Annotated in this window: 16 protein-coding genes; 7 read left to right on the forward strand and 9 right to left on the reverse strand. The window is 61.0% G+C overall.

Translation table 11 applies throughout. The features are described 5' to 3' along the window. The first annotated feature begins 44 nt into the window (after nucleotides 1-44). Complete coding sequence (locus tag CK627_RS00285; protein ID WP_005304992.1) at nucleotides 45-356, forward strand: hypothetical protein; 312 nt, start codon at nucleotides 45-47, stop codon at nucleotides 354-356. 62 nt (nucleotides 357-418) lie between these two features. Here CK627_RS00285 and CK627_RS00290 read toward each other — a convergent pair whose 3' ends face one another. From CK627_RS00290 to CK627_RS00310, 5 genes are read right to left on the reverse strand one after another with little or no spacing between them, the layout of a single operon-like run. Then, nucleotides 419-838: a DUF4426 domain-containing protein gene (locus CK627_RS00290; RefSeq protein WP_005304995.1), complete on the reverse strand. Its 420-nt coding sequence runs from the start codon at nucleotides 836-838 to the stop codon at nucleotides 419-421. Nucleotides 839-856: 18 nt separating this feature from the next. After that, nucleotides 857-1,156, reverse strand: coding sequence for a DUF167 family protein YggU (gene yggU, locus CK627_RS00295; protein ID WP_005304998.1), 300 nt, complete (start codon nucleotides 1,154-1,156; stop codon nucleotides 857-859). Then, nucleotides 1,156-1,707: a YggT family protein gene (locus CK627_RS00300; protein WP_005305000.1), complete on the reverse strand. Its 552-nt coding sequence runs from the start codon at nucleotides 1,705-1,707 to the stop codon at nucleotides 1,156-1,158. Before CK627_RS00300 ends, yggU begins: the two co-directional genes overlap by 1 nt. A 40-nt stretch (nucleotides 1,708-1,747) precedes the next feature. Next, nucleotides 1,748-2,572, reverse strand: coding sequence for a pyrroline-5-carboxylate reductase (proC, locus tag CK627_RS00305; protein WP_095591430.1), 825 nt, complete (start codon nucleotides 2,570-2,572; stop codon nucleotides 1,748-1,750). Nucleotides 2,573-2,632: 60 nt separating this feature from the next. Next, nucleotides 2,633-3,334, reverse strand: a complete 702-nt coding sequence (locus CK627_RS00310) for a YggS family pyridoxal phosphate-dependent enzyme (RefSeq protein WP_095591431.1) — start codon at nucleotides 3,332-3,334, stop codon at nucleotides 2,633-2,635. A gap of 39 nt (nucleotides 3,335-3,373) precedes the next feature. Here CK627_RS00310 and tapT point away from each other — a divergent pair, with 39 nt between their 5' ends. Genes tapT through yaaA form a run of 3 tightly spaced genes read left to right on the forward strand, consistent with a single transcriptional unit; the run spans nucleotide 3,374 to nucleotide 6,351 of the window. Then, complete coding sequence (tapT, locus tag CK627_RS00315; protein WP_005305010.1) at nucleotides 3,374-4,408, forward strand: type IVa pilus ATPase TapT; 1,035 nt, start codon at nucleotides 3,374-3,376, stop codon at nucleotides 4,406-4,408. Nucleotides 4,409-4,436: 28 nt separating this feature from the next. Beyond that, nucleotides 4,437-5,546, forward strand: coding sequence for a type IVa pilus ATPase TapU (tapU, locus tag CK627_RS00320; RefSeq protein WP_095591432.1), 1,110 nt, complete (start codon nucleotides 4,437-4,439; stop codon nucleotides 5,544-5,546). A gap of 31 nt (nucleotides 5,547-5,577) precedes the next feature. Continuing rightward, nucleotides 5,578-6,351 (forward strand): peroxide stress protein YaaA, encoded by a 774-nt coding sequence (yaaA, locus tag CK627_RS00325; protein ID WP_017783834.1) that lies wholly within the window; start codon nucleotides 5,578-5,580, stop codon nucleotides 6,349-6,351. A gap of 176 nt (nucleotides 6,352-6,527) precedes the next feature. Here yaaA and srmB read toward each other — a convergent pair whose 3' ends face one another. After that, on the reverse strand, nucleotides 6,528-7,751 hold the full coding sequence (gene srmB, locus CK627_RS00330) for an ATP-dependent RNA helicase SrmB (protein WP_010636177.1): 1,224 nt from the start codon (nucleotides 7,749-7,751) through the stop codon (nucleotides 6,528-6,530). Between the two features lie 128 nt (nucleotides 7,752-7,879). Here srmB and CK627_RS00335 point away from each other — a divergent pair, with 128 nt between their 5' ends. From CK627_RS00335 to brnQ (CK627_RS00345), 3 genes are all read left to right on the forward strand, one after another. Further along, a complete protein-coding gene (locus tag CK627_RS00335) occupies nucleotides 7,880-8,590 on the forward strand; it encodes a tRNA1(Val) (adenine(37)-N6)-methyltransferase (protein WP_095591433.1) in 711 nt (236 codons plus the stop codon). 191 nt (nucleotides 8,591-8,781) lie between these two features. Further along, on the forward strand, nucleotides 8,782-10,089 hold the full coding sequence (gene brnQ / locus CK627_RS00340; RefSeq protein WP_005305030.1) for a branched-chain amino acid transport system II carrier protein: 1,308 nt from the start codon (nucleotides 8,782-8,784) through the stop codon (nucleotides 10,087-10,089). Between the two features lie 393 nt (nucleotides 10,090-10,482). After that, the gene (gene brnQ / locus CK627_RS00345) at nucleotides 10,483-11,760 is read left to right on the forward strand and encodes a branched-chain amino acid transport system II carrier protein (RefSeq protein ID WP_026139214.1); all 1,278 of its coding nucleotides are present in this window, start codon (nucleotides 10,483-10,485) and stop codon (nucleotides 11,758-11,760) included. 64 nt (nucleotides 11,761-11,824) lie between these two features. Here brnQ (CK627_RS00345) and CK627_RS00350 read toward each other — a convergent pair whose 3' ends face one another. Genes CK627_RS00350 through zur form a run of 3 tightly spaced genes read right to left on the reverse strand, consistent with a single transcriptional unit; the run spans nucleotide 11,825 to nucleotide 12,966 of the window. Next, nucleotides 11,825-12,052, reverse strand: a complete 228-nt coding sequence (locus CK627_RS00350; RefSeq protein WP_005305036.1) for a hypothetical protein — start codon at nucleotides 12,050-12,052, stop codon at nucleotides 11,825-11,827. A 4-nt stretch (nucleotides 12,053-12,056) separates the two neighbouring features. Continuing rightward, nucleotides 12,057-12,518 (reverse strand): chemotaxis protein CheX, encoded by a 462-nt coding sequence (locus CK627_RS00355; RefSeq protein ID WP_019838909.1) that lies wholly within the window; start codon nucleotides 12,516-12,518, stop codon nucleotides 12,057-12,059. Continuing rightward, nucleotides 12,508-12,966: a zinc uptake transcriptional repressor Zur gene (gene zur / locus CK627_RS00360; RefSeq protein ID WP_005305041.1), complete on the reverse strand. Its 459-nt coding sequence runs from the start codon at nucleotides 12,964-12,966 to the stop codon at nucleotides 12,508-12,510. The genes CK627_RS00355 and zur overlap by 11 nt, the downstream gene beginning before the upstream one ends. Nucleotides 12,967-13,097: the final 131 nt, after the last annotated feature.

Raw genomic sequence — 13,097 nt, forward strand, 5'->3', positions numbered from 1 at the left:
ATGCCGCCCTTTCAGGCAACCACCCCCTCAATCACCGGTTTGTTATGCGTTTTGTATTGATGATCTCTCTGCTGCTGACCCTGCCCGCCCAGGCGGCCAGCGAAACACAGTGCCGCCAGGCCTTCACCGAATGGATGCTGGCCCAGCAGCAACAGTTCAGCGACCGAAAGGCCAGCAAGATGGAACGGCGCAGCGCGGAGCGGGCCATCGATCAGGTGCGCAGCGAATTCTCGAAGCGGGAGAGCTTCTGCCAGGCCATGGAGTGGGTGGAACACAACCGGGATCAGGATCCTCGCTTCACCCCACGACTGGGGGAGATCCACGACTTCACCCCGCCGACCGACTCGCCGTCATAAAGTCATAAAAAAGCCCCGAACCTGCGTTCGGGGCTTTTTTCAGGGAATGGCGGCTGCCGGCATCAATCGACGTAGAAGGTCTGCTGGAAGGTCAGCGTCTGCTGCTGCCCCTCCCCCATGATCTTCAGGGTGAACTGGTAGGTATCCTCGTTGCGATAGGGCAGCACCGCCAGATAGTAAATGGCGTTGCCCTCCTTGACCTCCTGGAAGGTCAGGTTGCGGATGGTGCCGGTGAGGTTTTTGGCCTCGCCGGTGATCCCCACCGCCTGGGCCACCCCCTGCTTGTTCTGCACCGCGATGTTGACGATGCCGTTGTAGCGACTGCGCTCCAGGCCATAGGCCTTGGCCACCTCGGGGGTGAGGAAGCTGGAGTTGAAGGCGCTGTAGTGCACCTGCCAGGGGCCCAGCTCCTTCATCTGTTCGGCCCGCAGGGGCAAGGTCAGCAACAGTGCCAGCAGGCAGCTTATCCAGGCTGTTTTCATGGTGTCATCCTTCTCGTGTTAACCCTGATTGTCCAGCAGGGCACTGACCTCGGCGGGGATCTGCCTGGGCGCCTCGATGGCGACCGTCTTGTGCCGTCCCAGCTCCCCCCGCACGATGCGAACCTGCCCCTTGGCCACCTTGAACTGCTTGGCCAGATACTTGATCAAGTGGCTGTTGGCCTGACCATCCACCGGCGGCGCCGTGATGGCCACTTTCAACTCTTCTCCGTGCAATCCGACGATCTGATCCCGACTCGCCTTGGGCTGGATCATCAGATGCAATACCAGCTCATCCCCTTCCCGCAGGACGGCTGCCATCAAATCATCCACCACAGCTGGCCGAACAGATCCCCCAACAGATAGTTTATGGCCTGCAGCCCGATAAAGGCGACCAGCACGGAGAGATCCAACCCGCCCAGCGCCGGCAGAATGCGACGGATGGGGGCCAGGAAGGGCTCGGTCAGCTGGTGCATCACGTACTCGATGGGGTTGCGACCCTGGCTGACCCAGCTCAGGATGGCGCGGATCAGCAGCACCCAGAAGATCATGGAGCCGGCCTTCTTCAGCACGGTGAGGGCGGCAAACAGGCTGAGGGTGAGCCAGTCAGCCAGCAGCACGTTCATGCTCTTGAGCAGCGCCAGCTTGGCGAAGGCGATCAGCAGCGCCAGCAGCACCGAGGCCAGATCCAGCCCGCCCAGCCCGGGAATGACCCGGCGCAGCGGCACCACCAGCGGATTGGTCAGCTTGACCACCATCTGGCTCATGGGGTTGTAGAAGTCGGCACGGGCCCACTGCAGCCAGACGCGCAACAGCACCACCATGAGATAGAGGTCAAAAATCGTGTTAATCAGAAAGTAAGCAGTGTTCATCTGGGCTCCAGGTTGCAACTGAGAGTAACGAAAATCGGGTTCAGAACAGGGTTTCCATTTCGCCGGCCCGGGCAACGGCCGCCTGCATGGCATGTGCAGTCAGCGGCATCAGCCCCTGCTGCTGGAAGGTCTTGATCGCTTCGGCGGTGGTGCCGCCCTTGCTGGTCACCTGCTCGCGCAGGGTCTGCAGCGACAGCTCGGGATTCTGCTCGACCATGGCAGCCGCGCCAAGGGCGGTCTGCTGCACCAGCAGTCGGGCCTGCTCGGGGGAGAAGCCCATGGCCTCGGCCTCCTCGGCGATGGCCTGCATGAACAGGAAGAAGTAGGCAGGCGCGCTGCCGGCCGCGGCGATGACGCCGTTGATGCCGGACTCCTGCTCCACCCAGAGGGTTTTGCCCACCGCCTGCATCATCTGCTCGGCCAACTCACGATCGGCCTGCTCGATGTCGGGTGGGGCGTACAGCCCGGTCATGCCCAGCCCCAGCAGAGAGGGGGTGTTCGGCATGGTGCGGATGATCCGGCCGTGGCCGCCCGCCATCTCCGCCAGCCGTGCCACCTTGATGCCGGCGGCGATGGAGACGAGCAGCTTGCCCTCCAGCGTGCCCAGCTGTGCCAACAGCGCGCTCAGCATGGCCGCCATCAGCTGCGGCTTGACCGCCAGCACGATCACTTCGGCCGCCCGGGCCGCCTCGGCGTTGTCCTGGGTGACGCGAATGCCGTAGTCGCCGGCCAGCGCATCCAGCTTGGGCCGGCTTGGGTTGGCGGCAATGATCCGCTCGGCCGGGTAGCCCGCCTGAACCAGGCCGGCAATGATGCTGCGGCTCATGTTGCCTGCCCCGATAAAGGCGAGGGTTCTGTACTGCATCAAACACTCCTGTGATCTGAAGAAAGCAGAGCCCGCATGCACCGCATCACGGGCTCCTGCTCATGAATAGTCGCGGGCACCGAAGATGGCGGTACCGACCCGCACCATGGTGCTGCCGTGGCCGATCGCCAGTTCGAGATCCTCGGTCATCCCCATCGAGAGGGTGTCCACGCCCGGGTATTGTCGCGCAAGCTCGGTGAACAGAGTCTGCATACGCGCCATCTGGACAGCCAGTACCGCCTCGTCACTGGTGTGCTCCGGAATGGCCATCAGACCGCGCAGCCGCAGCCGCTCGCAGCGGGAGACCAGTTCGGCCAGACGGAAAATCTCTTGTTCCGACGTTCCGGATTTGCTGCTCTCTCCGCTAATATTGATTTGCAGACAGACATTTAGCGGCGCGAGCCCGGTCGGGCGCTGGTTGTTGAGGCGTTCGATCAGCTTCTCTCTGTCCACGCTCTGTACCCAGTCGAACCGCTCGGCCACCAGCTTGGACTTGTTCGATTGCAGCGGGCCGATAAAGTGCCACTCTATGTCTGTACAGGCCCCTTGCTCGCGCAGGGTATCTATCTTGGTGGCCGCTTCCTGGGCGTAGGATTCGCCGAAGCGGCGTTGACCGGCGGCATAGGCCTCGCAAACGGCCTCCAGCGGTTTGGTCTTGCTGACCGCCAGCAGCTGGATGTGATCGCCGCGTCGGCCAGCCCGGCTGGCGGCTTGTACAATACGTTCCTTTACCTGAAGCAGGTGCTCGGCAATCTGGCTCATGTTTCGTTCGTGATCTTGTGATGGGAGAATGACAAATCTATGGATATCACAGAGTTATTGGCTTTCAGTGTAAAACATAAAGCCTCGGATCTACACCTCTCGGCCGGGGTTCCCCCGATGATCAGGGTTGATGGCGAGGTTCGCAAGATCAATTTGCCCGCCCTGGAGCACCGGGAAGTACACGCCCTCATCTATGACATCATGAACGACCACCAGCGCAAGGAACTGGAAGAGAACTTCGAGGTGGACTTCTCGTTCGAGGTGCCAAACCTCGCTCGCTTCCGGGTCAACGCCTTCCAGCAGGCGCGCGGCTCCGGCGCGGTATTTCGGACCATCCCCAGCACTGTGCTGAGCCTGGAAGATCTGGACGCCCCGGAGATCTTTCGCAAGATTGCCGAATACCCGCGCGGCCTGGTACTGGTGACCGGACCGACCGGTTCGGGCAAATCCACCACCCTGGCGGCCATGGTCAACTACATCAACGAGAACTTTCATCACCACATCCTCACCATCGAAGACCCCATCGAATTCGTGCACGAAAACAAGCGCTGCCTGGTGAACCAGCGGGAAGTGCACCGCGACACCAAGAGCTTCAGCAACGCCCTGCGCTCGGCGCTGCGGGAAGACCCAGACATCATCCTAGTAGGCGAGATGCGCGACCTCGAGACCATTCGCCTGGCCATGACCGCGGCCGAGACCGGCCACCTGGTGTTCGGCACCCTGCACACCTCGTCGGCGGCCAAGACCATCGACCGGATCATCGACGTCTTTCCCGGTGCGGAAAAAGACATGGTGCGCTCCATGCTCTCCGAATCGCTGCGGGCGGTCATCTCCCAGACCCTGCTCAAGCGCATCGGTGGCGGCCGGGTGGCGGCCCACGAGATCATGATGGGGATCCCGGCTGTGCGTAACCTCATCCGGGAGGACAAAATCGCCCAGCTCTACTCGGTGATCCAGACCGGGATGACCCACGGCATGCAGACCATGGATCAGAGCCTCAAGCAGCTGGTGAGCCGCGGCATGGTGGCGGCGCTGGATGCCAAGGCCAAGGCGGTCGACCCCAACACCATCTAACCACGACGAATCTAGGGAAGGAGTCGTTATGAATCTGGATGCCCTGCTGACCGAGCTGGTCGCCCGCAAAGGCTCGGATCTGTTCATCACGGTCGGCACGCCGCCGACCCTCAAGGTCAACGGCCACCTGCAGTCACTGGCAGAAGCGCCCCTCGACAAGGCAAGGGCACTGACGCTGGTCAAGGAGACCCTGAGCCCGGAGCATTTCGAACGCTACCTGCGCACCAAGGAGGCCAACTACGCCATTCACCGCGAGGAGCTTGGCCGCTTTCGGGTCAGCGCCTTCTGGCAGCAGGAGCTGCCGGGCATGGTGCTGCGCCGTATCGAGACCCGCATCCCCACCTTCGACGAGCTGGCGCTGCCCCCCATATTGCAGGAGATAGCCCTGGCCAAGCGCGGGCTGGTGCTGTTCGTCGGTGCCACCGGCGCCGGCAAATCCACCACCCAGGCGGCCATGATCGGCTATCGCAACCAGCATGTGGACGGCCACATCCTGACGGTGGAAGATCCGGTGGAGTTCGTGCATCAGCACGGCCGCAGCCTGATCACCCAGCGCGAGGTAGGCATAGACACAGCGTCGTTCGACGTGGCGCTGAAAAGCTCGCTGCGCCAGGCCCCTGACGTGATCCTGATCGGCGAAATTCGCAGCCAGGAGACCATGGAGTTTGCCCTGCAGTTTGCCGAGACCGGTCACCTCTGCCTCGCCACCCTGCACGCCAACAATGCCAACCAGGCGCTGGACCGCATCCTGCACCTGGTGCCGCAGGAGAAACACCGTCAGTTCCTGTTCGATCTCTCCTTCAATCTGCGCGCCATCGTGGCCCAGCAACTGCTGCCCAGCCCGGATGGACGGCGTCGTTTTGCCGCCTTCGAGGTGTTGCTCAACACCCCGCTCATCACCGACATCATCCGCAAGGGGGAGATGCACCGGCTCAAGGAGGTGATGACCAAGTCCACCGAACTCGGCATGCAGACCTTCGATCAGGCGCTGTTCGCCCTGTTCTGTGCCGGCCAAATTGGCTACAGTGAGGCCCTTGCCCATGCCGACTCGGCCAACGACCTGCGACTGCTGATCAAGCTGTCGGGCCGAGAGCAGCTGGGTTCAGGCACACTCGACAACGTCACCCTGGATGAATGAGGGGCGTGCGTCACCGCTATAAAGGATCGTTATGCTGATTGTGGTTTCCCCGGCCAAGACGCTGGACTACGAGTCGCCGCTGGTGACTTCCCGTTTCACCCAACCCGAGCTGCTGGACCACTCCGCCGAACTGATCGGCCGCGCCCGCCAGTTGAGCCCGGACCAGATCGCCAGCCTGATGAAGATCAGCGACAAGCTGGCCGGCCTCAACGCCGCCCGTTTTGCCGACTGGCAGCCTGATTTCACCCCGGCCAACGCCCGTCAGGCACTGCTGGCTTTCAAGGGGGATGTCTACACGGGGCTGGCGGTGGAAGATTTCAGCGAGGCAGATCTCGACTTCGCCCAGGCCCACCTGCGCATGCTCTCCGGCCTGTACGGGGTGCTGCGTCCACTCGATCTGATGATGCCCTACCGACTGGAGATGGGCATTCGGCTCGACAACGCGCGCGGCAAGGATCTCTACCAGTTCTGGGGCGACATCATCACCGAACACCTGAACAAGGCGCTGGCCGCCCAGGGGGACGAGGTGCTGATCAATCTCGCCTCCGACGAGTACTTCAAGTCGGTACGCCCCAAGGCCCTACAGGGGCGTATCATCACGCCAGTGTTCAAGGACGAGAAGAACGGCCAGTTCAAGATCATCAGCTTCTACGCCAAGAAGGCGCGCGGCATGATGGCCCGTCACATCATCAAGCACCGACTCACCAAGGTGGAACAGCTGACCGGGTTCAACGCCGACGGCTACTACTTCGTACCGGAAGAGTCCGACGCCAACACCCTGATGTTCAAACGCGCTGAAAATTAATTACGACCCGAGGGAACCAATTTCAGGATCCTCCAGTCTGAATAGGTGAATCCTCTGTTGTAAGCACTTTTTATTGGCCGACGTTTATGCGTCGGCTTTTTTCTGCCCGACATCCGGCCCATCAAACGCCAAAAAGCACAACGGCCATCCGGGGATGGCCGTTGTGGCGGGCAGGCTTACTTCTTTTTCTTCTTTGCAGACTTCTTCTTGTCGTCCTTCGGCTTTTTCTTCTTCACCGGCACCCGCGCCTCCTTGTGCTTGGGACGCAGCTCGTCGATCACCCGACGCTTGAGGCGCTCTTCGGTGTAGCGTTCGATCTTGGCCACCATGGCCATGTCGTGGGCCTCCACCAGGCTGATGGCACAACCGCGGTTGCCGGCACGGCCGGTACGGCCGATACGGTGAACGTAAACATCGGCGCCGTAAGGCATGTCGTAGTTGATGACGTGGCTGACATTCGGCAGGTCGATGCCGCGGGCGGCCACGTCGGTGGCGATAAGGAAGGGCACCTCCCCTTCATGGAACTTGCGGATCGACTCGATGCGCTTGGCCTGCTCCATCTCGCCACGGATCCAGGCGCAGGGCACGCCCGCCGCCTGCAGCTGGCCGGAGAGCTCCGCCAGCCGCTCGCGGGTCTTGACGAAGATGATGGCTTTCTGGGTTTCCGGGTTCTTCAGGATGTGCACCAGCAGGGCCAGCTTGTGGGCAGCGTCGTCGGCCAGGTGAACCCACTGGGTGATCGGGCGACGCTCGCTGCGCGGCGGCTCGGCGTGCAGCTCCACCGGCTCCTTGAGGATCTCGCTGGCGAACTTCTCGAGGCCTGCCCCTTCCAGGGTGGCAGAGAAGAGCATGGTGTGCTTGCGATAGCGCGCCTCTTCGACGATGCGGTTCACGTCCTTGATGAAGCCCATGTCCAGCATGCGATCCGCTTCATCCAGCACCAGCACCTCGATGTCGTGGCTCTCGAACTCCTCTTTCTCGATGTACTCGAGCAGACGACCCGGGGTGGCCACCACGATGTCGGTGGTCTTGGTCAGGGCCGGCAGCTGCTCTTCGTGGCTGACGCCGCCAATGATGGTCTCGATGCTGAGATTGGTGTGGGCAGCCAGCGCCTTGGCGTGAGCGGTCACCTGCAGCGCCAGCTCGCGGGTCGGGGTCAGCACCAGCATGCGGCAGGGGCCCGGCTTGCGGCGCGGGAAGTCCAGCAGATGCTGGAGCGCCGGCAACAGGAAGGCGGCGGTCTTGCCGGTGCCGGTCGGGGCGGATGCCAGAATATCGCGGCCGTCCAGGGCTGGCTCCAGCACCATCTGCTGGATGGTGGTGGGGCGGGTGAAACCCATCTCGGCCAAGGCCCGGTTGAGGGCTGGATTCAGGTCGAAATCATCAAAGGACTGGCTCATGGCAATACTCGGTCATTAAGGAAACGGCAGATTATAGGCGATTATGTCGTCGGCTCCTATGGTGACTGTGCCTTAGCCGCTATAATCGCCGACCATTTTCTGCGAGGCGGGTACAGGACGGGAGTCGAATGGCACGAAACAGCGGTTTTACCTTCAAACAGTTTCACGTCGAGCACGATCGCTGCGCCATGAAGGTGGGCACCGACGGCATTCTGCTGGGCGCCTGGGCACCGCTCGGCAAGGCCCGCCGGATCCTCGACATTGGCACCGGCAGCGGCCTCATCGCCCTGATGCTGGCCCAACGCAGCCACGCCGACTGCCGCATCGATGCGGTGGAGCTGGATAAGCATGCGGCGCAGCAGGCCCGCGAGAACGCGGCCGCCTCCCCCTGGCCGCTGCGGGTCACCATCATAGAGAGCGCCATTCAGGGGTATCAGGCCGACCCTTACGATCTCATCGTCGCCAACCCCCCCTACTTCGTGGCGGGCCAGTCATTTCGCGATCCGGCCAGAGCGATGGCCCGCCATACCGGCGCCCTCGACAGCCATGCTCTGCTGGCCGCCTGCGACCGCTTGCTGGCCCCCGATGGCCAGGTCGCACTGGTCGTGCCGACGGCCATGGCCGATGAAATTTTATGCATTTCGGCGGATTATGATCTGCATGCCGTTTGTTATACAGCTGTTATCACCAGGGCGGGAAAAGAGGCAAATCGTGTTTTATTGCTACTTGGCAGAGGATTAAACAGGTGTGATAGGAGTGAAATTGTGATCCATTCTGCTGAGGGAACCTATTCCGACAGATATATCCAACTGACCAGCCCCTTCTATTTGAAGATGTAAATTTCGTCTTGAACTATTTTTTCACGCCATTATGCTGACTCCTAAACGAGCGCCCGCTCCAGACCAGCTCAAACCACTGGTTGCGATGAAAAAACAAGCGGGGCTCCTTTTTTTTACCCCTGAACAACGCCGGTCACCGACCAATAAAAAACTATAACAAGCAATAGTTTACAAGACAGACGAGGTTGAACTTGACGAAATCACTCACATTGTCCGACGTGCTCGGACTGGGCTTCATGACCTTCGCGTTCTATCTGGGCGCCGGTAACATCATCTTCCCGCCGCTGGCCGGCTACATGGCAGGTGAACACCTCTCTCTGGCCATGCTGGGCTTCCTGGTGACCGCCGTGGGTCTGCCCCTCATCACCATCATTGCCGTCGCCAAGGCCGGCAACGGCTGGGCCGGCATGACCAAGCTGCTGCCGGCCGGCGTGGCCACCGCACTGGCCGTCGCCATCTACATCATCATCGGCCCGGCCTTCGCCGCCCCCCGTACCGGTCTGGTGGCCTACGAGATGGGCCTCAAACCCTTCATCGGCGACATGGGCCAAGCCGGCCTGTTTGCCTACACAGTGCTGTTCTTCGGGGTGGCCATCCTGGTCTCTCTGAATCAGGGCAAGCTGATGGACGCCATCGGCAAATACCTGACTCCGCTGCTGATGCTGTTGCTGCTGACTCTGGCCATCGGTGTATTCGTGGCGCCGCAAGGCTCCATGCCCGTCTCTTCCGGCGACTATCAGAATGGCCCCTTCGTGAAAGGGATCCTGGAAGGCTACAACACCATGGACACCCTGGCGTCCCTGATGTTTGGCGCCCTGATCGTCGACCTGCTGCGCCAGAAAGGCATCCAGGACTACCGTAGCCAGTTCAAGTACCTGGCCATCGCCGGCATCATCTCCGCCATCGGTCTGTCCGTGGTCTATGTCTCCCTGTTCCAGCTGGGCAATACGGCTGCCGGCGTCGCCACCGACGTCAGCAACGGCGGCGCCATCGTCAATGCCTACGTACTGAGCCTGTTCGGCCAGCCGGGCCAGTTCATTCTGGCCGCCATCATCACCCTGGCCTGCTTCACCACCGCCGTGGGTCTGATCTCCGCCTGCTCCGATTTCTTCCACAACCTCACCGGCATGAGCTACAAGAAGCTGGTGGTCTTGCTGGGCGTCATCTGCGCCGTGGTGGCCAACGTGGGTCTGAGCCAGCTCATCAGCCTCTCCATCCCGGTACTGGTTGCCATCTACCCGGTTGCCGTTGCGCTGGTGCTGGTCACCTTCCTGAAAGGTTACTTCGGTCGCCCGCGCCTGGTGTTCCGTGGCGTGTTGATGGTTGCCTTCCTGTTTGGCTGCCTAGACGGCCTGGGTGCCGCCGGCATGAAGATGGATGCCTTCGCCTTCCTGCCGCTGTTCGACAAGGGCCTGGCCTGGTTGCTGCCGACCCTGCTGGCCTGTGGCCTCGGGATGCTGGTACGCTCCGGCGAGAAACTGGCTGCCGAAGCCGCCTGATTTCGCTCCCCCCCATGTCAAAGAGCCTGCCTTGTGCAGGCTCTTTTGTTTGTGTGCCATCTCGCCCGGCATGGTTTCCCGTCAGCTATGCCATGCAGACACGCTCTTTCCCGCTCTGCCCTCTCGCTTCCGCCAACTGCAGTTCTATCGGTGATTTATTCTGGCCAACTAAATTGTTTCAAGATATTAATGTGTGATTGAGATCAAATATCTCTTCTTTATGCTCAAGATGGTACTCCTGTGACGATCTTCCGATGGCACAGGAGAGGGAAGCATTGTTATCCGGTTATCTGCCAGGCAGTGGGTGCAATCAACAAGAACAAGCTGATAAGGCAGATGAGGTCAGGTTTGACGAAATCACTGAAGTTGTCCGACATATTCGGACTGGGTTTTATGACGTTTGCGTTCTATCTAGGGGCAGGCAACATCATTTTTCCACCGCTGGCCGGCTTCATGGCCGGTGAGCATCTGCTGGCCGCCATGGTCGGTTTTCTGCTGACGGCGGTGGGCCTGCCCCTGCTGACCCTGGTCGCCGTTGCCAGAGGCAGCGCCGGACAGGGCAGCAGTGGCTGGACGGCGATGACCCGCCATCTGCCGACCTGGGCAGCCACGGCGCTGGCCATTGCCATCTACATCATCATGGGGCCGGCCTTCGCCACCCCCCGTACCGGCCTGGTGGCTTATGAAATGGGGCTCAAGCCCTGGCTGGGTGACGCCGGCCAGCACGGTCTGCTGCTCTACAGCCTGCTCTTCTTCACACTGGTGATCCTGGTATCGCTGAACCGAGGCAGGCTGCTGGATGCAGTGGGCAAATACATGACCCCTGTCTTGATGGTGATGCTGCTGATCCTGGCGATCGGGGTCCTGGTTGACCCGCAAGGCACCCAGCCAGAGGCCAGTGGTGACTATACGGATACGCCGCTCATCAAGGGCATGCTGGAGGGGTACAACACCATGGATACCCTCGGCTCCCTGATGTTTGGCGCCCTCATCATCGGCCTGCTGCAGCGCAGGGGGATCGAGGACTACCCGAGCCAGTTCAAGTACCTGACCATCGCAGGGCTCATCTCGGCGGTTGGTCTCTCGGCGGTCTACATCTCCCTGTTCTACCTCGGCAACAGCGCAGCAGGCGTGGTGACCAGCGTCGACAATGGCGGCGCCATCGTCAACGCCTATGTGCTGAGCCTGTTTGGCCACTCCGGTCAGTTGATCCTGGCCGCCATCATTACCCTGGCCTGCTTCACCAGCGCGGTCGGCCTGCTCTGCGCCAGCGCCGACTACTTCCACGGTCTGGCCGGCTGGACATACCGCAAGTGGGTACTGCTGATGGGATGCGTCTCCATCCTGGTGGCCAACGTCGGGCTGAGCCAGCTCATCAGCCTCTCCATTCCGATCCTGGTCGCCATCTATCCGGTCGCCATCGCGCTGGTGCTGGTCACCTTTGCACAGGGCCGTTTCGGTCGACCACGGCTGGCGTTTCGCGCCGTGCTGCTGGTGGCTTTTCTGTTCGGCTGCCTGGACGGGCTGGGCGCTGCCGGCATGCAGATGGATGCGTTCGCCTTCCTGCCGCTGTTCGACAAGGGGCTGGCCTGGTTGCTGCCGACCTTGCTGACCTGCGGCCTCGGCATGCTGCAACGCCCCCGCGAGGCGCTGGCGGCAGAAGCCGCTTGACCCGTCAGCCAATAACGAAAGAGGCCAGCATCAGCTGGCCTCTTTCGTTGGGCGGGGTCTGCCGTTACAGCAGCGGATCCGGTTTGGGTTTGCCGGCCAGTCCGTACCAGTGGGTCTCCACTCGCCCGGCATGCCACTCAAAGGTTCCCCAGGGCTGTGCTGCCTGCCAACGCGGAAAATTCACGAGCACCCGGTTGTCTTCGTACTTGTAGAGCGAGGTGGTGATCTCGATGTCAGAGAGGATAAGCAGCAGGGCCCAGCCGATGAAGAACCATTTCAGCGCTTTCCACATAGGGTTACTCGAAGCAGATTTCGATGGTTGCCCGACCGTAATCTGATTCAAACGGCATCATGATCTTGGTGCCGTCGGCACGATGGGTGATGGTGTGGTTGATACCGGAGACGATGATGGGAGTCGCCATGTCGAATTCATACCCCTTCTCCCCCAGCATGCGCTTGGCACCGCCGGTCACCATGTTGGTGATCTCGCCCACCATGTCGGTCACCTCTTCATTGATGGTGGCCGGCGCCTCGCCCAGCATGCGGCGCATGATCTCCAGTGCCAGCCCCTTCTCGAAGCTGATGGAGAGGGATCCCCGGGTCTGCGGGCCGACCATGCCGATGAGGCCGGAGACATCACCGCGCGCCAGCTCGTCCATCTTGCGCTTGGGTTTGCCCGGCTTGAGCTCAAGCTGTGCCATGGTGGAGAGCACATTGAGCAGGGAGAGCAGGAACGGGTTTACAAAATCAGCCTTCATGTTGACTTCCTACAGTGGGCGTACAGCGAGCACATTGGCCATGTGCCTCAATCGTCTTATTGGTAATAGTAAAGCCATGCAACTTGGCTTGCTCGGAAAACGCGCCATCGATCGCCGGATCATGCAGCTCGACCACCTCGCCGCACTGGTCACAGATGAGCAACTGCATCGGGTGGGCATGGTCGAAGTGACAGCAGAATATGAAGGCGTTGAGCGACTCCACCTTGTGGGCAAAACCCTGTTCGAGCAGAAAATCGAGCGCCCGATAAACGGTCGGCGGCTTGGCGTGTGCCTCTGTCTGCTGCAACTGGGCCAACAAATCATAGGCGCTGATGGCATTGCCATGGGCAGCAAGCAGCCTGAACACCTGACGTCGGGTAGGGGTGAAGCGGATCCCACGTTGTTCGCAGAGTCGTTCGGCTCGTTGTAAAAGTTGGTCTTGATTCATGATCACGCAATTACCCTTTTTATTAGCCGGATACTATCACAGGGCCCCCTTTGGCGCGGTGACAAAATTCATTTTCTGGGGCTGCCTCACGTTGTGGTAAAATCCGCCCCCTTTGTTTAGCCAACCCGGAT

Source organism: Aeromonas dhakensis (assembly GCF_002285935.1).
Taxonomy (GTDB): Bacteria; Pseudomonadota; Gammaproteobacteria; order Enterobacterales; family Aeromonadaceae; genus Aeromonas; species Aeromonas dhakensis.